The organism is Mycobacterium sp. 1245111.1, assembly GCF_001673405.1.
GTDB lineage: Bacteria > Actinomycetota > Actinomycetes > Mycobacteriales > Mycobacteriaceae > Mycobacterium.
Genome location: NZ_LZLV01000132.1, coordinates 16,264 through 35,091 on the forward strand (window position 1 = coordinate 16,264; position 18,828 = coordinate 35,091).

Annotated in this window: 19 protein-coding genes; 14 read left to right on the top strand and 5 right to left on the bottom strand. The window is 66.9% G+C overall.

Going from position 1 to position 18,828, the window contains the following annotated elements:
- Position 1: 1 nt before the first annotated feature.
- On the bottom strand, positions 2-1,180 hold the full coding sequence (locus A5658_RS20690) for an LLM class flavin-dependent oxidoreductase (protein ID WP_067339563.1): 1,179 nt from the start codon (positions 1,178-1,180) through the stop codon (positions 2-4).
- Positions 1,181-1,394: 214 nt separating this feature from the next.
- On the opposite strand from A5658_RS20690, the gene A5658_RS20695 reads away from it, so the two are divergent.
- The 4 genes from A5658_RS20695 (at position 1,395) to A5658_RS20710 (ending at position 4,915) form a co-directional block, all read left to right on the top strand.
- Positions 1,395-1,937 carry a PadR family transcriptional regulator gene (locus A5658_RS20695; protein WP_067339565.1) on the top strand — a complete coding sequence of 181 codons (543 nt, stop codon included), beginning with the start codon at positions 1,395-1,397 and terminating at the stop codon, positions 1,935-1,937.
- A gap of 42 nt (positions 1,938-1,979) precedes the next feature.
- Positions 1,980-3,086, top strand: coding sequence for an inositol-3-phosphate synthase (locus A5658_RS20700; RefSeq protein ID WP_067339566.1), 1,107 nt, complete (start codon positions 1,980-1,982; stop codon positions 3,084-3,086).
- 187 nt (positions 3,087-3,273) lie between these two features.
- Entirely contained in the window at positions 3,274-4,185 is a 912-nt protein-coding gene (locus A5658_RS20705; RefSeq protein ID WP_067339568.1) for a haloalkane dehalogenase, read from the top strand.
- 97 nt (positions 4,186-4,282) lie between these two features.
- Positions 4,283-4,915 (top strand): TetR/AcrR family transcriptional regulator, encoded by a 633-nt coding sequence (locus A5658_RS20710; protein WP_067339569.1) that lies wholly within the window; start codon positions 4,283-4,285, stop codon positions 4,913-4,915.
- Between the two features lie 13 nt (positions 4,916-4,928).
- On the opposite strand, the gene A5658_RS20715 is transcribed toward A5658_RS20710, so the two are convergent.
- Together A5658_RS20715 and A5658_RS20720 are read right to left on the bottom strand one after the other, a co-directional pair.
- Entirely contained in the window at positions 4,929-5,438 is a 510-nt protein-coding gene (locus tag A5658_RS20715) for a DoxX family membrane protein (RefSeq protein ID WP_067339572.1), read from the bottom strand.
- A complete protein-coding gene (locus A5658_RS20720; RefSeq protein WP_067339574.1) occupies positions 5,435-5,878 on the bottom strand; it encodes a DM13 domain-containing protein in 444 nt (147 codons plus the stop codon). The genes A5658_RS20715 and A5658_RS20720 overlap by 4 nt, the downstream gene beginning before the upstream one ends.
- Before the next feature lie 124 nt (positions 5,879-6,002).
- On the opposite strand from A5658_RS20720, the gene A5658_RS20725 reads away from it, so the two are divergent.
- The 6 genes from A5658_RS20725 to A5658_RS20750 are packed head-to-tail and all read left to right on the top strand — an operon-like array spanning position 6,003 to position 11,467.
- Positions 6,003-6,902 carry an alpha/beta fold hydrolase gene (locus A5658_RS20725; protein WP_067339575.1) on the top strand — a complete coding sequence of 300 codons (900 nt, stop codon included), beginning with the start codon at positions 6,003-6,005 and terminating at the stop codon, positions 6,900-6,902.
- Between the two features lie 26 nt (positions 6,903-6,928).
- Positions 6,929-7,714 (top strand): LLM class F420-dependent oxidoreductase, encoded by a 786-nt coding sequence (locus A5658_RS20730; RefSeq protein WP_067339578.1) that lies wholly within the window; start codon positions 6,929-6,931, stop codon positions 7,712-7,714.
- Positions 7,711-9,471, top strand: coding sequence for an ABC transporter substrate-binding protein/permease (locus tag A5658_RS20735; RefSeq protein ID WP_067339579.1), 1,761 nt, complete (start codon positions 7,711-7,713; stop codon positions 9,469-9,471). The genes A5658_RS20730 and A5658_RS20735 overlap by 4 nt, the downstream gene beginning before the upstream one ends.
- Positions 9,468-10,199: an amino acid ABC transporter ATP-binding protein gene (locus tag A5658_RS20740; RefSeq protein ID WP_067339580.1), complete on the top strand. Its 732-nt coding sequence runs from the start codon at positions 9,468-9,470 to the stop codon at positions 10,197-10,199. Before A5658_RS20735 ends, A5658_RS20740 begins: the two co-directional genes overlap by 4 nt.
- A 54-nt stretch (positions 10,200-10,253) precedes the next feature.
- Positions 10,254-10,763: a MarR family winged helix-turn-helix transcriptional regulator gene (locus A5658_RS20745; RefSeq protein WP_067339581.1), complete on the top strand. Its 510-nt coding sequence runs from the start codon at positions 10,254-10,256 to the stop codon at positions 10,761-10,763.
- Positions 10,764-10,798: 35 nt separating this feature from the next.
- Positions 10,799-11,467 (top strand): SDR family oxidoreductase, encoded by a 669-nt coding sequence (locus A5658_RS20750; protein ID WP_067339583.1) that lies wholly within the window; start codon positions 10,799-10,801, stop codon positions 11,465-11,467.
- Between the two features lie 14 nt (positions 11,468-11,481).
- On the opposite strand, the gene leuS is transcribed toward A5658_RS20750, so the two are convergent.
- Complete coding sequence (gene leuS, locus A5658_RS20755; protein ID WP_067339585.1) at positions 11,482-14,334, bottom strand: leucine--tRNA ligase; 2,853 nt, start codon at positions 14,332-14,334, stop codon at positions 11,482-11,484.
- 187 nt (positions 14,335-14,521) lie between these two features.
- Between leuS and A5658_RS20760 the strand changes: the two genes are divergently transcribed.
- From A5658_RS20760 to A5658_RS20770, 3 genes are read left to right on the top strand one after another with little or no spacing between them, the layout of a single operon-like run.
- Entirely contained in the window at positions 14,522-15,433 is a 912-nt protein-coding gene (locus A5658_RS20760) for an LpqN/LpqT family lipoprotein (RefSeq protein ID WP_067339588.1), read from the top strand.
- 43 nt (positions 15,434-15,476) lie between these two features.
- A complete protein-coding gene (locus A5658_RS20765) occupies positions 15,477-15,818 on the top strand; it encodes a hypothetical protein (protein ID WP_067339590.1) in 342 nt (113 codons plus the stop codon).
- Between the two features lie 7 nt (positions 15,819-15,825).
- Positions 15,826-16,812: a bile acid:sodium symporter family protein gene (locus A5658_RS20770; RefSeq protein WP_156751581.1), complete on the top strand. Its 987-nt coding sequence runs from the start codon at positions 15,826-15,828 to the stop codon at positions 16,810-16,812.
- A gap of 7 nt (positions 16,813-16,819) precedes the next feature.
- On the opposite strand, the gene A5658_RS20775 is transcribed toward A5658_RS20770, so the two are convergent.
- Entirely contained in the window at positions 16,820-17,425 is a 606-nt protein-coding gene (locus A5658_RS20775; protein WP_067339594.1) for a YqgE/AlgH family protein, read from the bottom strand.
- 117 nt (positions 17,426-17,542) lie between these two features.
- Here A5658_RS20775 and A5658_RS20780 point away from each other — a divergent pair, with 117 nt between their 5' ends.
- Positions 17,543-18,820, top strand: coding sequence for an MFS transporter (locus A5658_RS20780; protein WP_067339597.1), 1,278 nt, complete (start codon positions 17,543-17,545; stop codon positions 18,818-18,820).
- The last annotated feature ends 8 nt before the right edge of the window (positions 18,821-18,828 follow it).

Genomic DNA, 18,828 nt, shown 5'->3' on the forward strand with positions numbered 1-18,828 from the left:
GCTACGAGGCGCTGACCTCGCCCACCCTGGGCAGGAACGCCGACCTCACCGGCTCGGCGGCGCGCGCGCTGACGTCCAGCAGACCCCGCTCGGCGAGGATCGGCCGCACGCCCTCCCCGAAGATGTACGCCTCTTCCAGGTGCGGGTAGCCGGAGAGGATGAAGTGGTCCAGGCCGAGATCGGCGTACTCGACGATCCGATCGGCGACTTCGGCGTGCGACCCGACCAGGGCCGTGCCGGCGCCGCCGCGGACCAAGCCGACACCCGACCACAGGTTCGGGTAGATCTCCAGGCGGCGGGCATCCGCTCCGGCCGTGTAATCGTCGCCGCCACCGTGCAATTGACGCATCCGGCGTTGGCCGACCGATTCGGAGCGCGCCAGCGATTGCTGAGCAGCGGCGACCGTCTCGGGGTTGAGCGCGCCCAACAGCCGCTCCGCCTCGGCCCAGGCTTGCTCGCTGGTGTCGCGCGAGATGACGTGCAGCCGGATCCCGTAGCTCAGCGTCCGGCCCTGCGCCGCGGCCAGCCCGCGGATCCAGTCCAGCTTCTCCTTGACCTGCTCGGGTCGCTCACCCCAGGTCAGGTACGTGTCGGCGTAGGCGGCGGCGACCTGGCCGGCCTCCGGGGACGAGCCGCCGAAGAACACCCCCGGCAGGGGATCGGGCCGCCGTGCCAGCGACGCTTGCTCGACGCTGAGGTGCTCGCCTTTGGCGGTTACCGGCGCCTCGGAGCTCCACAGTCGGCGGACGATGTCGAGGAATTCGCCGCAGCGCGTGTAGCGGTCCTGCTTGTCCAGGAAGTCGCCGAAGGCGCGCTGCTCGGCGCTCTCGCCGCCGGTGACCACGTTGAGCAGCAGCCGGCCCTGCGACTGCCATTGGAAGGTGGCCGACATCTGGGCGGCCAGCGTCGGGCTGATCAGGCCTGGGCGGAATGCGACCAGGTACTTCAGCGACTCGGTGCTGCCGATCAACATCGCGGTGGTCAGCCACGCGTCTTCACACCACAGGCCGGTCGGGGTCAGCACCGCCTCGAAGCCGTTGATCTCGGCCGCCTGGGCGAGCTGGACGAGGTATTTCAGGTCGGCCGGCCGATCGCCGTGCATGTTGCTGCCATGCCCGCCGGCGATCAGGTCGCGCGAATCCCCGTAGGTGGGAAGAAACCAATGCAGATGGATTGACACGTTGTCTGGTTATGCCCTGCGGGGCCCGCCACCAACAGGCTTGCAACCACGCAGATTCCAACCCGATCGGCAGTCCGGCGACCAGTGGTTGAACGGAGCGAGAACGGCAGCTGGAATCCCGGAGTAGCGCCGAATATATCGGACCGATACTATTGCGCGAGACTGTTACTCGACATAACAGCGACGCACTCAGCCAAGCAAAGGAGGTGACCTGATGCTGGAGCTCGCCATCCTCGGACTTCTGCTCGAGTCACCCATGCACGGCTACGAGCTGCGGAAACGGTTGACCGGTCTGCTCGGGGCCTTTAGGGCATTCTCCTACGGGTCGCTCTATCCCGCACTGCGGCGGATGCAAACCGACGGATTGATCGCCGAGAACGCCGCCCCGGCCGGAACGCCTGTGCGTCGCGCTCGGCGAGTATACGAAATGACCGACGCGGGCCGGCAGCGCTTCAGCGAGCTGGTGGCCGACACCGGACCGCACAACTACACCGACGACGGGTTCGGCGTGCACCTGGCTTTTTTCAACCGCACACCGGCCGAAGCGCGGATGCGCATCCTGGAGGGCCGTCGCCGTCAGGTCGAAGAACGACGAGAAGGTCTGCGTGAAGCAGTGGCGCGGGCCAGCAGCTCACTGGACCGCTACACCCGCCAGCTGCACCAACTCGGGCTGGAGTCGAGCGAGCGCGAAGTCAATTGGCTCAACGAGCTGATCGCTGCCGAGCGTGTTGCGCAACGTAGCGCTGAGCAGGCCTAGAGCCGAAGAAATCCCCCAAGAAAGAATTAAGGAGAACGCCGGATGAGTGAGCTGCAACCGCTGAAGGCGCAGGAGGCCACGACCGAGGTCCGAGTCGCCATTGTCGGCGTCGGCAACTGCGCGTCCTCGCTGGTACAGGGCGTCCAGTACTACTACGACGCCGACGAGAACAGCGCCGTCCCGGGCTTGATGCACGTGAGGTTCGGCCAGTACCACGTCCGCGACGTGAAGTTCGTCGCCGCGTTCGACGTGGACGCCAAGAAGGTCGGCTTCGACTTGTCCGAAGCGATCTTCGCGTCGGAGAACAACACCATCAAGATCGCCGACGTACCGCCGACCAACGTGACGGTGCAGCGTGGTCCGACGCTCGACGGCATCGGCAAGTACTACGCCGACACCATCGAGGTATCCGACGCCGACGCGGTCGACGTGGTCGCGGCGCTGCGTGAGGCCAAGGCCGACGTGCTGGTGTCCTACCTGCCCGTGGGGTCCGAGGAGGCCGACAAGTTCTACGCCCAGTGCGCGATCGACGCCGGTGTGGCGTTCGTCAACGCGCTGCCGGTGTTCATCGCCTCCGACCCGGTGTGGGCCAAGAAGTTCGCCGACGCCGGTGTGCCGATCGTCGGTGACGACATCAAGAGCCAGGTCGGCGCGACGATCACGCACCGGGTGATGGCCAAGCTGTTCGAGGACCGCGGCGTGCAGCTCGACCGCACGATGCAGCTCAACGTCGGCGGCAACATGGACTTCCTCAACATGCTCGAGCGGGAGCGGCTGGAGTCCAAGAAGATCTCCAAGACCCAGGCCGTCACGTCGAACGTGCAGCGCGAGTTCAAGACCAAGGACGTGCACATCGGCCCGTCCGATCACGTCGGCTGGCTCGACGACCGCAAGTGGGCCTACGTCCGCCTCGAGGGGCGCGCGTTCGGTGACGTCCCGCTGAACCTGGAGTACAAGCTCGAGGTGTGGGACTCGCCCAACTCGGCCGGCGTCATCATCGACGCGGTGCGCGCCGCCAAGATCGCCAAGGATCGCGGCATCGGCGGACCGGTCATCCCGGCGTCGGCGTACTTGATGAAGAGCCCGCCGCAGCAGCTGCCCGACGACATCGCGCGGACCCAGCTCGAAGAGTTCATCGTCGAGGGCTGATCGAACGCAAATGCGGTGAGGACGCCACAGCGCGGCTTCACCGCATTTCGTTTTTTCGGCTCACCGCAGACGCCGCCAGCTGTTGAGGAGCCATCGCCAACGCGCCTCGATGTGGCAGTCCGGATCGACCCCGGGTACGCGAGTCTCTGTACTTGACAGTACAAAGCCTCGTGGGGATCGTATAACCGTGCACATCTTGCGTACGCCTGACGAGTGCTTCGTCGATCTGCCCGGTTTTCCTTATCAGCCACGTTATGTCCAGGTCGACGGCCCGGGTGGGTCGTCGTTGCGGATGCACTACGTCGACGAGGGGCCGGCCGACGCGCCAGTGGTGTTGCTGCTACACGGCGAGCCGTCGTGGTCATATTTGTACCGACACATGATCCCCGTCCTAGCCGAGGCGGGGCTGCGCGCGGTCGCGATCGACCTGGTGGGCTTCGGCCGCAGTGATAAACCAGCCGAGCGAACCGACTACACCTACCAGGCCCATGTGGACTGGACGCGCGCGGCGACCGATGCCATTGGCCTGACGGACGTCACCTTGTTCTGTCAGGACTGGGGCGGTCTGATCGGACTGCGACTCGTCGGCGAGGAACCTGACCTGTTCTCGCGCGTGGTCGCATCCAACACCTTCCTGCCCACCGGGGATGTTCCGGCGGGCCGAGCTTTTTTGGCATGGCAGAAATACAGCCAGGAAACGCCGGTCTTCGACGCCGGCCGAATCGTCAACGGCGGCTGCGTTTCCGAGCTGTCCGCCGACGAGGTCGCCGCCTATAACGCGCCGTTCCCCGACGATTCCTTCAAAGCCGGCGCGCGACAGTTCCCGATGCTGGTGCCGACCAGCCCCGAAGACCCCGCAGCGCCGGCAAACAAAGCGGCGTGGGCGGCGCTAGGACGCTACGACAAGCCCTTCCTCTGTGCGTTCGCCGATTCCGACCCCATCACGCGTGGCGGCGACGCGGTGCTGGCCGGACATGTGCCTGGAGCTCGCAACCACCCTCCGGTCACGGTGGCCGGTGCCGGCCATTTCATCCAGGAAGACAAGGGCGCGGAACTCGGCCGGCTGATCGTGGACTTCATCGCGGCCACACAGGCGTAATCAACGACCCGGGGCGACCGCCGAGCGACCGAACAGCCCTGCCGACCACGTAAAATGGCTCGGAATGACCGCCGACTCGAGAGCAGCCGCCCCGGGCATGTCGCGGGGCTCGACATTGCCCAGCACTGCACAAGGGCGTCGGACCCGCGCTGCGATCGTGGACGCTGCCGCTGCGCTGGTGTATCAGCGCGGGGTAGCGGCGAGCACGCTCGACGACATCTTGGCCGAGTCCGGGGCCGGCAAGTCGCAGCTTTACCACTACTTCGACGACAAGGCGGATCTCATCGTCGCCGTGATCTCGCGTCAGATCGAGTTGATCCTGCTGGCGCAACCCCTGATCTTCGAGATTCAGTCGATCGAGGGGCTGCAAGCCTGGGCGGATGCGATCGTCGCCGTGCATGCCGGCCCCCGCGGTCCTTTCAGTTGTCCGCTGGGCACGATGGCCGCCGAGCTGAAGAACGATCCGTCCTATCGACCTGCGCTCGCCGATGCCTTTGCGAAGTGGCAGCAGCCCCTATGCGACGGGTTGGAGCGCATGCGTCAGCGCGGCTCTCTACGGCCCGACGACGATCCGAGCCGGCTCGCCGCGGCGCTGCTCGGTGCGCTGCAGGGCGGCATGCTGCTCGCGCGGGTCGCCGACGACGTGACTGTTCTGCGCGACACCCTGCAAAGTGCCGTAGACGACGTCCGGCGGCGAGTGCAGCACGCGACTGCGTCGGGCCTCGGCTGATCCCGCTGGCCGGTTACAGCCAGCGTCGAAGCGGAATAACCTCGCGAGCGTCAACCCCCCGCCTGCGTCGCCACTGCCTGATCAGCAGAGCCGTCGCCGAAAGGCGTGTGGCCGGCACCGACCAGGCGACGACGATCACCGACAGCGCCCCCATGACCGGGTACTGCGCAATGAGCTGATCCGAGCTCCAATACGTCAACAGCGTGAGCAGCGATCCGATGGCGGCGGGAAGGCTGACGATACCCACTATCAAAGCAACACCCAGCAACGTTTCCAGTAACGGGATCAAGAAGCCGAACAAGCTCGGCCAGGCCCGCAATACGTGGCCGGCGAACAGTGAAAAGTATTCCGGCACACGGGGATTCGACTTTGCACTGTCGGCCACGAGGAGAATGTCCGCGCTGCCGAAGTGTGCGCGGTATTTGAACGTGCCCTCGTGTAACCACAGCACCCCCGCGCAGACCCTGGCGGCACCGGCTGCAAGTGGTGCAACCAGGGTCGTAGCCCGTGCGAGAAGGGTCATGCCAGCGGGGCGAACCCGAAGACGGCTTTTGCCTTGTCGCAATGGATGACCACGGTGTTGTACTTCGCTGCGTCGGCACTGTTCACCGCGAACGTCTGCGACGCCTTGTCGGAGGCGACCGAACCCAGCGCGGTGCCGGCCATCACCGCTTGTTCGTCGTTACCGTTGGCCAGGTAGATGTGTAGATCCGGGCCGGGGTCCGATGCGAAGCCAGACAACGTGATCTCGCCACCGGCGAAGGTGACCATTCCCGAAACGTGCTTGCCGTTGAGCCCCGAAAAGCCGCCGCTTCGCGCGGCCGAGCCGGTCATCGCCGTCGGCGACGACATCGAAGACATCGCTGAGGTTGGCTGGGGACTGGGCGATGACGAGCTGCCGCAGGCCGTCAGCACCATGGCAAGCGCGACCAGTCCCGCCCAACTCAACTTTCTGAACTGCATGTCGTGTCCTTTCGACGTGTTCTCATCAATGCATGTACTGCGCGGTACATAATGTACTAAGTAGTACACGGAGCGGCTGGCCGCGGGGTTCAACAGGCGCTGCGAACCCTCTAGGGTCACGACCATGACCGAGATCTCCGACGACGAGCTGCTTGGCCTCTCCGAATTCGGGCTGCTGCCCGAGAACGCCGAACAGGCCGGCGTCACCGATCCGCTGCCGTCGGTGCGCCGGGTCGAGGCAGGCGGCATCAGCGCCCTGCAGTGGGGTGACTCGTCGCCGCGGGTGGTGTTCTTCCATGGAGGCGGGCAGAACGCTCACACCTGGGACACGGTGATCGTTGGTCTGGGTGTGCCCGCGCTGGCGGTCGATCTGCCCGGCCACGGACATTCGTCGTGGCGCGAAGACGGCGACTATTCGCCGCAGCACAACGCGGCCGCTGTTGAGCCGGTGATCAACGACCTCGCGCCGGACGCGGAACTTGTGGTCGGCATGTCGCTGGGCGGGCTCACCGCGATCGGGCTGGGCGCCATCGCACCGCAGCTGGTGCGCGAGCTGGTGCTGGTCGACGTCACCCCGTCGGCGTTGCGCCGTTACGCGGAGATGACCACCGAGCAACAGGGCACCGTCGCGCTGGTGGCCGGTGAGCGAAACTTTCCCAGCTTCGATGCGATCCTGGAGGTCACTACCGCCGCGGCACCGCACCGTGACCGGAAGTCTTTGCGGCGCGGGGTCTTTCACAACTCGCGGCGACTCGACGACGGCACCTGGACGTGGCGCTATGACAGCATCCGCAAAATCCCCGACTTCGACGGCCTCTGGGACGACTTCGCCGGTCTATCGGTGCCGGTCAGGCTGGTGCGCGGTGGAAATTCGCCGTTCGTCACCGACGAGGACGCCGACGAATTGGCCAGGCGGGCACAGCAATTCCAGGGCCTGCAGATCGTCGAAAACTCGGGCCATTCCGTACAGAGCGACCAACCGCTCGCACTGATCGAAATCCTGCGGGGCGTACTTGCGCGCTGACCCCCGCCCCCGCCTACCGTATGGGAATGACTTTCCCTGATCGGCCGATCCGCGTGGGCGTCCAACTGCAGCCGCAGCACTCCCCCGACTACCGCAACCTGCGCGACGCCGTGCGCCGATGCGAAGACATCGGCGTCGATATCGCCTTCAACTGGGACCACTTCTTCCCGCTCTACGGCGACCCGGACGGCGCGCACTTCGAATGCTGGACCATGCTCGGCGCCTGGGCCGAGCAGACCTCCCGCATCGAAATCGGCGCGCTGGTCACATGCAACTCGTACCGCAACCCGGAGCTGCTGGCCGACATGGCCCGCACCGTCGATCACATTTCCGACGGCCGGCTGATCCTCGGCATCGGATCGGGTTGGAAGCAAAAGGATTACGACGAGTACGGCTATGAGTTCGGCACCGTCGGCAGCCGGATCGACGACCTGGCCGACGCGATGCCGCGGATCAAGTCCCGGCTGGCCAAGCTGAACCCGGCACCCACCCGCGACATCCCGATCCTGATCGGCGGCAAGGGCCCGAAGAAAACCCTCCGTCAGGTGGCCGAGCACGCCGACATCTGGCACGGCTTCACCACCGTCGACAGCTACCCGCAGGCCGCCGAGACACTTGCGGAGCACTGCAAAGCCGTCGGCCGCGACCCGCACGCGATCGAGCACTCGGCCGGTGTCAACGCAGAGCATCTGCTCACCGACGCGGAAGGCTTGGCAACGCTGGGCGTCACGCTGCTGACCGTCGGGGTCAACGGTCCCGACTACGACCTGAGCGACGCCGAACAGCTCTGCCGGTGGCGTGATCGGGCATGACCCCTCGCGCGTCGAAACTTGTTGCGCTGCTGGCCATCATCCTGCTGGCGTACGGCCTGGCTCCGCTCGCACCGGCCGGCGCGGACAACCACATGTGCCGGCCGGTCGGGAAAGAAGGCGCGCGCCCACTACCGGCCAACCTGTCCACCGACCGGCCGCAGGAAGCTGACACGTACACCACACCCGAGGTGGAGCCGTTGAGTTCGGTGCACATCGACGCACTGGGCCTGCTCAAACCCGGGACGCTGACGGTCGGCACACAGCCGGGCGGTCCGCCGAGCAGCTGCCTCAACGGCGGGCGCTTCACCGGCTACGACAGCGAGTTGCTGCGGGCGATCGCGGCCAAACTGGGCCTGCACATCGAATTCGTCGGCACCGAGTTCTCCGCGCTGCTGGCACAGGTCGCCGGACGACGCTTCGACGTCGGCTCGTCGTCGATCATCGCGACCGAAGCACGCCGTCGCACAGTCGGATTCACCAACGGCTACGACTTCGGCTACCTGTCGCTGATCGTGCCGACCGGTTCGCCGATCCACGGCTTCGATGACCTGCACGCCGGCCAACGGATCGGCGCCGTCCAGGGCACAGTCGAGGAGGACTACGTGGTCAACACCCTGCACGCCGAGCCGGTGAAGTTCCCCGACTTCACCACGCTCTACTCCTGCGTGAAGAATCACCAGCTCGACGCCTGGGTGGCACCCGCCATGGAGGCGGCCAAAGTCATGAAGCACGGCGACACCGCGGCCGTCGTCGGCTACACGTTCGGGCTGGACAGTTTCATTGCCTACGCGGTCGCCAAGGACAACCAGCCGCTGATCGACGCGCTCAACGCCGGCCTGGACGCGGTGATCGCCGACGGCACCTGGGCGCAGCTGTACACCGACTGGACTCCGCGGCCGTTGCCGCCCGGCTGGAAGCCGGGATCGAAAGCGGCTGCGACGCCGCATCTTCCGGACTTCGCGGCGATTGCCGCGCGCAATCACCGCGCGATCGACAAGCCCCCTGCGCCGAAGTCGACGCTGACTCAGCTAAAGGAATCGTTCTTCGACTGGGAGCTCTACAAGCAGGCCATTCCGGCGATGGTGACGACGGGCCTCCCGAACACGCTGATCCTCACGATCAGCTCCGGCGTGGTCGGGTTGGCTGTCGGCATGGCGCTCGCCGTGGCCGGTGTCTCGCAGACCCGCTGGCTGCGCTGGCCCGCGCGGATCTACACCGACATCTTCCGCGGCCTACCCGAGGTGGTGATCATCCTGCTGATCGGGCTCGGCATCGGCCCGATCGTCAGCGGATTGACCCACAACAACCCCTATCCGCTCGGCATCGCGGCGCTGGGGCTGACGGCGGCGGCCTACATCGGCGAGATCTTCCGCTCCGGCATCCAAAGCGTGGAACCCGGCCAGCTGGATGCCGCCCGCGCGCTGGGGCTGAGCTATCGCACGTCGATGCGGATGATCGTGGTCCCCCAGGGAATCCGCCGGGTACTGCCCGCGCTGGTGAACCAGTTCATCGCGTTGCTGAAAGGCTCAGCGCTGGTGTACTTCCTGGGCCTGATCGCCGGCCAGCGCGAACTATTCCAGGTCGGCCGTGACCTCAACGCGCAAACCGGCAGCCTGTCGCCACTGGTGGCCGCGGGGTTGTTCTACCTGCTGCTGACCATTCCGCTGACCCACCTGGTCAACGTCATCGACAACCGGCTTCGACACGGTCGCCCGGAAGCTTCGCCGCCGCTGCTTACCAGTCAGGAGATGATATGACCGAGTCAGTAGCGTTGGAGGGCAAGGGAATTCACCTTTCTTTCGGCAGCAACAAAGTGTTGCGCGGCGTCGACATCGCCGCCCCCGCCGGCAACACCGTGGCGGTAATCGGGCCGTCGGGCTCCGGAAAGTCCACCCTGTTGCGCGCGTTGAACCGGTTGATCGAACCCGACCAGGGCGACATCCTGCTCGACGGTAAGTCCGTGCTGGGCGACGATCCCGACGCCGTGCGGCAGCGGATCGGGATGGTGTTCCAACACTTCAACCTCTTCCCACACCTGTGCGTCCTCGACAACGTGATGCTGGCGCCCCGCAAGCTCAAAGGGCTCTCCAGTGACGAGGCCCGCGAATCGGCGCTGGCCCAACTGGACCGGGTGGGCATGAAGCACAAGTCGGGGTGCCGGCCCGGCGCCCTGTCCGGGGGACAACAGCAAAGAGTTGCGATCGCCCGGGCGCTGGCGATGACGCCGCAGGTGATGCTCTTCGACGAGGTGACCTCGGCGCTGGACCCCGAACTGGTCAAAGGGATCCTGGCGCTGATCGCCGAGCTGGGCTCCGAAGGCATGACGATGCTGGTCGTGACCCATGAGATGGGGTTCGCCAAGTCGACATCCGACAGCGTCGTGTTCATGGACCACGGCCAGGTGGTGGAAACCGGTCCCCCGGCGCAGATCTTCGAAGCGGCCGGCACCGAGCGGCTACAACGCTTCCTGTCGCAGGTCCTGTGACAGCAAATGGCAATTACGGGCCCCTGAACAGCAGACAGGTTAGACTGGCGAACTATGGCGGAAACCGAAGCCACCGTGCCCGAGCTCACTGAGCTGGCGGAGGGGCTTCACCGTACGCTTTCCAAGCTGTTCTCGATCCTGCGCCGCGGCGATCCGAGCGCCGGCGCCGCCCAGGCCAGCGACCTCACCCTGGCCCAACTGTCGATCTTGGTGACCCTGCTCGACCGCGGCCCGATCCGGATGACCGATCTGGCCGCCCACGAACGCGTGCGCACACCCACCACGACGGTGGCGATCCGCCGGTTGGAAAAGATCGGCCTGGTGAAGCGTTCCCGCGACCCGTCGGACCTGCGTGCTGTGCTCGTCGACATCACCCCCCGCGGGCTGGCCGTGCACCGCGAGTCGCTGAGCAACCGGATCACCGCGCTCGCGGCGCTGCTGAGCCAGCTGAGCGCGCCCGACCTGGAGTCGCTGACCAAGGCGCTGGCACCACTGGAACGCCTGGCGGCCAGCGAGTCGGTCACCACCCCCGCGGCCGCAGCTAACGGCGACGCAACCGCGTAAACCCTTGTCGCTCTTCCGCCGTTAGGCTGGCGAGCATGCCGACAGCACTCATCACCGGTGCCAGCCGCGGGATCGGCGCCGCCATCGCCGAGGCCCTGGCGCCAACCCACACCTTGCTCCTCGCCGGACGACCATCGGCCGCGCTGCAGGCCGCCGCGGATCGACTCGGAGCCACGCCGCTGCCACTCGATGTCACCGACACCGACTCGATCGCCGACGCCACCGCCGCGATCGATGGACTCGACGTGCTGGTACACAACGCCGGGGTATCGATTCCCGGGCGCATCGCCGAGTCCAAGGTCGACGATTGGCGCACCACCTTCGAGGTCAATGTGGTTGGCGCCGTGGCGGTTACGCTTGCGCTGCTACCCGCCCTGCGACGCGCCGAGGGTCAGGTGGTGTTCATCAACTCCGGGTCGGGTCGCAACGCGTCGAAGAACATGGCGTCGTATTCGGCGAGCAAGTTCGCGCTACGCGCGTTCGCGGACTCGCTGCGGCTGAGCGAGCCCGAGCTGCGGGTCACCACCGTCTACCCCGGCCGCACCGACACCGACATGCAGCGCGAACTGGTGTCGTTCGAGGGCGGCGACTACGACCCCGACAAATTCCTACGCGCGGAGACCGTCGCGGCGGCCGTCGCTCAGGCGATCCACACCCCGCCCGACGGCCACCTGCACGAGGTGGTTCTGCGTCCGCGCGGTTGAGCACGCGAAACGGGTCAGACGACCAGGTTGACCATCTTGCCGGCGACCACGATCACCTTCTTCGGAGTTCCGCCAGCCAGAAACGCCTGCACCTTCTCGTCGGCCAGCGCCGCGGCCTCCACCGCATCGGCATTCGCACTGGCGGACACCGTGATTCGGCCGCGCACCTTTCCGTTGACCTGCACGGGATACTCGACGGTGTCCTCGACCAGGTAGGCGGGATCGGCGGCCGGGAATGGGCCGTGCGCAAGCGAATTCGGGTGGCCGAGCCGCTGCCATAGTTCCTCGGCCAGGTGCGGCGCCACCGGTGCCAACATCAGCACCAGCGGCTCGACCGCGGCCCGCGGGGCCGAGTCACGGTGCTGCTTGGTCAGATGATTGGTGTACTCGATCAGCTTGGCCACGGCGGTGTTGTTACGTAGTGCCGCATAGTCTTCGGAGACTCCGGCGATCGTGCGGTGCAGCACCCGCAGCGTATCGGTGTCCAACTCGTCGCCGGTCACCCGGGCTTCGCCGGAGTTCTCGTCGACGACCAGTCGCCACACCCGCTGTAGAAACCGTTGTGCCCCAACCACATCCTTTGTGGCCCACGGCCGCGATGCCTCGATCGGGCCCATCGACATCTCGTACACCCGCAGGGTGTCGGCGCCATAGTCGTCGCACATCTCGTCCGGTGAGATCGAGTTCTTCAGGCTCTTACCGATTTTGCCGAATTCCTGGAAGACCTCGATCTCCCCGTCCGGGCCGGGGTAGAAGAACTTGCCGTCGCGCTCGACCACATCGGCGGCCGTGACGTAGGAACCGCGGGAGTCGGTATAGGCGAAGGCCTGGATGTAGCCCTGGTTGACCAGTCGCCGGTAGGGCTCGCGGGAGCTGACGTGCCCGAGGTCGTAGAGCACCTTGTGCCAGAACCGCGAATACAACAGATGCAGCACCGCGTGCTCGGCACCGCCGACGTAGAGGTCGACGCCACCGGGGTCGTCAGGTCCGTGTTCGGCCGGTCGCGGGCCCATCCAATAGGCCTCGTTCTCCTTGGCGCAGAAGCGATCCGGGTTGTGCGGATCGGTGTAGCGCAGTTCGTACCAGGAGCTGCCGGCCCACTGCGGCATCACATTGGTGTCGCGGGTGTAGGGCTTCAGCCCGTCGCCGAGGTCGAGTTCGACGTTGACCCAGTCGCTGGCCTTGCCCAACGGAGGCGACGGCTCACTGCCGGCGTCGTCGGGGTCGAACAACACCGGCGAGTAGTCCGGGACGTCCGGCAATTCGACCGGGAGGTCGGCCTCATCCAGCGCATGCGCGCGCCCGTCACCGTCGTACACGATCGGAAACGGCTCGCCCCAATACCGTTGCCGCGCGAAAAGCCAGTCGCGCAACTTGTATTCGACACGGGCCCGGCCGCGGCCGTCGGACTCCAGCCGCGCGGTCATGGCCTCTTTGGCGGCCGCCACGTCGAACCCGTTGAGGTAGTCCGAGTTGACCACGGCGCCGTCGCCGGTATAGGCGGCCTGTGAAACATCGCCGCCGGCAATGACTTCCACGATCGGCAGGCCGAATTCGCGGGCGAACTCCCAGTCGCGCTGGTCGTGTCCGGGGACCGCCATGATCGCGCCGGTCCCGTACCCGGCCAGGACATAGTCGGCGATGAATACCGGCACCCGCTCGCCGTTGGCCGGGTTGATCGCAGGGGTGCCCAGGAAAACACCCGTCTTGGCCTTGTTCTCCTGCCGCTCGAGGTCGGACTTCGCCGCGATCGCCTTGCGATAGTCGGCGACGGCCTGAACGGGGGACTCTGCGCCATAGGTCCAGCGGGGGTCGACGTGGTCCGGCCACTGCGCCGCCACCAACTTGTCGACCATTTCGTGTTCAGGGGCCAACACCAGATACGTCGCGCCGAAAAGGGTGTCCGGCCGAGTGGTGAACACCTCCAGATCGCCCGCCGCCGAGGAAAACAGCGCCGCCGCGCCGGTGGAGCGGCCGATCCAGTTGCGCTGCATGGTCTTGACCTTCTCCGGCCAGTCCAGCACGTCGAGGTCATCGAGCAACCGGTCGGAGTAGGCGGTGATCCGCATCATCCACTGCCGCAGCCGCTTTCGGAACACCGGGAAGTTGCCGCGTTCGCTGCGGCCATCGGCGGTGACCTCTTCGTTGGCCAGCACGGTGCCCAGGCCCGGGCACCAATTCACCATCGAATCGGACTGGTAGACCAGCCGACGGCCGTCGATCACGTCAGCACGCTCGCCCTTGGACAGCGTCGACCAAGCCCGGCCGTCATCCAATTGGCGTGCACCGGAATCGAATTCGGCGACCAGATCGGCGATCGGGCGGGCCTTGCCGGCGGTTTCGTCGAACCAGGCATTGTAGATCTGCAGAAAGATCCACTGCGTCCACTTGTAGAAGTCGACGTCGGTGGTGGAGAAGCTACGGCGGTTGTCGTGACCGAACCCCAACCGGCCCAACTGGCGGCGGAAGTTGACGATGTTGGCTTCGGTGCGGGTGCGCGGGTGGGTGCCGGTCTGCACCGCGTACTGCTCGGCGGGTAGACCGAACGCGTCGAAGCCCAACGCGTGCAGCACATTACGGCCCAGCATCCGGAAGTAGCGGGCGTAGACGTCGGTGGCGATGTAGCCGAGCGGGTGGCCTACGTGCAATCCCTCGCCAGACGGATACGGGAACATGTCCTGGACGAACATCTTGTCGTCGGGAACAGGTGAACCGTCCGACGGCGCGAGCGAACCGACCGGGTTGGGCACGTTGAACGTGCCTAGCCGGGTCCAGTTGTCCTGCCAGGTCTGTTCGATGCGGCCGGCCAGGGCCGCGGTGTAGCGGTACCGCGGCGCGTCGGGGTCGGAGTCGGTCACGCCCAACAGGTTATAAGGGCGGCGTCGAGCGACCCGCCGACCACCGACGGTCTCGGTTGGATTGCAGACCGATCAGGGCTTCATTCCAGCTGTGTCAAAGGTCGGTTGCGGTGCTGGAATACGCCGCTTCTGCCTGGTTACAGTCGCTTTCTGCGACTTGAAGAACACCCGGGCACTCTCGGAAGGATCGACGCTCATGACGATGTCCCGTAGCTGGCGAGTAACGGTCGCGGGCCTCGCCGTCGGCGCTGCCGGCGCGCTGAGCATTGCTTGCCCTGCCGCCTCGGCCGACCCGGTACTACCGCCCCGGCCCGTCCCCGCGCCGATCCCCGCCCCACAGGCGGCCCCTGGCAACCCCGGGGCGCTGGGCAACCCGATGCCGGGCCTGACTCCGCAGGCCGTGGCCCCCGGGCCCGGCGTTGCTCCGGCCGCCGCCGCCCAGCCGCCCGCGCCGGCACCAGCGGCCGTGCCACCGGCGCTGATGCCTGCCACCGCGGGAACGCTGCGTGACTTCTTCAACGGCAAAGGCGTCAAGATGGAGCCGCAGAAAGCGGCTGGCTTCACCGCGCTCGACCTGGTCCTGCCGATGCCGCAGGGCTGGACCCAGGTTCCCGACCCAAACGTCCCCGATGCGTTCGCCGTGATCGCCAACCGCCGCAGCCCCAGCCTCTACACCCCGAACGCCCAGCTGGTGGTCTACCGACTGGTCGGCGACTTTGACCCGCACGAGGCCATCACCCACGGCTACATCGACAGCCAGCAGCTGCCCGCCTGGCGCACCACCGACGCCTCGCTGGTCGACTACTACGGCTCCCCGTCGTCGCTCATCGAAGGCACCTACCGGCAGAACGAGATGACGCTCAACACCTCACGGCGCCACGTCATCGTCACATCCGGCCCGGACAAGTACCTGGTCTCACTGGCCGTCACGACCGAAGCCGGGGGAGGGGTCGGCGAAGCGCAGGCCACCGACGGAATCGTCAACGGCTTCCGCGCCGGGCCGCCGGGGTCTAACCAGCCCGCGCCGCCTGCGCCGGTCGCGGCTCCGGCACCGGTCCCAGCCGCGCCCCCTGCGGTGGTCGCACCCCCGCAGGCACTCGCTCGCTAAGACCCGCGCTGCACCGGAGGCGGGCGCCTCGTATGGTGTCTGCATGCTCATCGCGGGAATGCTATGCATCTGCGCGGCGGTGATCTTGGCCGTTCTCGGGTTGCGATCGCTGACCCGTCCCGCCGTCACCAGCACAGCCGGATTGGTGATGCGCTCCGTCGCACCCCCGCAGTTGGCCGCCTCGACGATGCTGGCCGTCGCCGGAGTGGTGGCCTTGGCCGCGCCGCAGGCCACCGCATTGACCGTCGTCTGCGTCTGCATCGTCGGCGCTCTCGGGACGGTCGCGGCCGGGTCGTATCAGACCGCGCGGTTCGCGCTGCACCACGAAGAGTCCGCCGGCCAGTGCGCCGGAAGCTGCGCGGCCTGCACGTTGTCCTGCCACTGACCGGCGCATCCGCATGCTGAAAAAGCTGCCGATCGACACCTTTCTGTTGGCCATGGCCGCCACCGTCGCGCTCGCGGCGCTGTTCCCGGCCCGCGGCGCCTTCGCCGACTTCATGTCCGTGGCCGCGAAAGTGGTTATCGCACTGCTGTTTTGGCTCTACGGTGCCCGGCTCTCGCCGCAGCAGGCATGGCAGGGCGTCAAGCGCTGGCAGTTACACCTGCTGGTACTGGCCACCACGTTCGTCATCTTCCCGCTGCTCGGGCTGGCCTGCCGAGGCCTGGTGCCCTGGCTGTTGAACGTCGATCTCTACAACGGGCTGCTGTTCTTGTGCCTGGTCCCCTCGACTGTGCAATCCTCGATCGCGTTCACATCGATTGCACGCGGCAATGTCTCGGCCGCCCTGGTCAGCGCGTCGCTATCCAACATCGTCGGCATCGCGCTGACCCCGCTGCTGGTCGTGCTGCTGATGAACACCACGGGCGGAGCCCAGATGGACGCCTCCGCGGTGCGCGACGTGGCGGTGCAGCTGCTGCTGCCCTTCGTGGCCGGGCAATTGATGCGGCGGTGGGTCGCCGACTGGGTGGTCCGGCATGCGGCGTTGACCAAGCTGGTCGACCGCGGGTCGATCCTGTTGGTCGTCTACACCGCGTTTTCGATGGGCATGGTGGAACACATCTGGGCAAGCGTCGACCCGTGGCAGCTGGCCGTCGTCGCGGTCGTCAACACCGTGCTGCTGGCCATAGTGCTGGGGTTCACCGGCCTGCTCGGTCGCCTGATCGGTCTGGACCGCGGTGACCGCATCGTGCTGCTGTTCTGCGGCTCGAAGAAGAGCCTGGCCTCCGGCCTTCCGATGGCACTGGTGTTCTTTCCGGCTGCGACCGTCGGCGTGATCATGTTGCCGCTGATGATCTTTCACCAGATCCAGCTGATCGTGTGCTCGGTGATCGCGAGCCGGCTCTCCCGCGGTGAAGAACTCGCCGCGGTGGCTGCTTGACCGCGCCCTAGTTGCGGCTGACGTCGATCGGGTGGGTCGCCAGCAACGACAGCGGCTGCGGCTGACGCCGCAACACCCGACCCCACAGGTCCACCCGCGGCTCGACCAGCACGTCGGACGGCAACGCCGACAACACAATCCAGTCGTCGCGCTCGATCTCGCCCTCTAGCTGGCCGATGGTCCAGCCGGAGTAGCCGGCGAAGATGCGGACACCTTCGACCGCCGGGGCGATCACCTCGGGGTCGGCGTCCAGGTCGACCATCGCCGTCCGGCCGGCCACATGACGCAACCCCTCTACGTCGTCGGGGTCGGCTCCGACCCGCAGGACCGCCAGGCACAGCGCCGCGTCACGCTTGACCGGTCCGCCGATGAACATCGTCTTCGGCTTCGACGCCAGCCCGGCCCACTGCGGCAACACGTTGTATACGGCGGTTTCGCTGGGCCGGTTGAGCACCACACCGAGCGTGCCGCCGTCGTTGTGCTCGACGATGTAGATCACGCTGCGACGAAACGTCGGCTCGAGCAGATCGGTGTTCGCCAGAAGCAAAGTGCCCGCTCGCACTCGATGTGCGGCAGGGGCGATGAAGTCCTCTGGGTCCTCGGGCTGCGCCACCTGTCCATCATGGCATCCGGGCCGGACGACCGTGGTCAACAAGTAGGCCGCCGGGCGAGAATTTGTAGTGTTGTAACTCCGCGCCCAACACCGTCGGGCCAATGGGAAGCAGGTTCCGTGACCGATCCGCGCGCGCCGGTAGCTGTCTGGCGGTCGGTGCGCGAGCTCCCGGACTTCCGGCGGCTGCTGGAGTTGCGGCTGGCGAGCCAATTCGCCGACGGCCTGTTTCAGGCCGGGCTGGCCGGGGCGCTGCTGTTCAACCCCGAGCGGGCCTCGAGCCCCCTGGCGATCGCGGGCGCGTTCGCGGTGTTGCTCCTTCCGTATTCGGTGCTCGGCCCGTTCGCCGGCGCACTGATGGACCGCTGGGATCGCCGGCTGGTGTTGGTGTCCGCCAACGTCGGCCGGGTGGTGTCGGTGGCCTTCGTCGGCATCTGCCTCGCGCTGGGGGCCCGCGACGCGTCGGTGTTGTGCGGCGCGCTGGTGGTCAACGGGCTGGGCCGGTTCGTCTCGACGGGCATGTCGGCCGCGCTGCCGCACGTGGTTCCACGCGAGCAGGTGGTCACGATGAACTCGCTCGCGGCGGCGGTCGGTGCGATCGCAGCGTTTGTCGGGGCCAACTTCATGCTGGTGCCGCGCGGGTTGATCGGGTCGGGTGACACCGGCGCCGCGTCGACCATCTTTCTGGACATCGTCCCGCTGTTGATCGCGCTGCTGTTCTCGCTGCGGTTCGCCGACCATGTGCTCGGGCCCGACGACACCCGGCGCGCGATCCACGGGTCGGTGCTCTACGCCGTCGTCACCGGTTGGCTGCACGGCGTGCGGACCGTGCTGGACCGCCCGACCGTCGCGGCCACACTCTCCGGGCTGGCCGCGCACCGGATGGTGTTCGGCGTCAACTCGCTGGTGGTGTTGCTGCTGGTGCGCAGCGGCGGCCCAGGGGCGGTGTCCGCGTTGGGCAACGCGGTTCTTTTTGTCGCCGCGGCCGGTGCCGGATCTTTTCTGGCCAACCTGGTGACACCGCTGGCGGTGCGCCGGTGGGGCCGGTACGCCGCCGCGAACGGTGCCCTGGCGATGGCCGCCGTGGTCGAGATCGCCGGCGTCGGCTTACAGCTGTGGATGCTGGTGACGGCTGGCTTCCTACTCGGCGGGCTGGGCCAGGTGGTCAAGCTGTGCGCCGACACCGCGATCCAGATCGACGTCGACGACGCGCTGCGCGGGCACGTGTTCGCGGTGCAGGATTCGGTGTTCTGGGTGGGGTTCCTCGTCGCGATCACGGTGGCGGCCTGCGTGATTCGCGATGACGGGCACTCGCCGGTCCTGGTCGTGGCAGGCGCCGCCGTCTACCTCTGCGGGCTTGCCGCGCACACCGTCATCGGGCGCGCGGCCAATCGCTAAGGTGCACT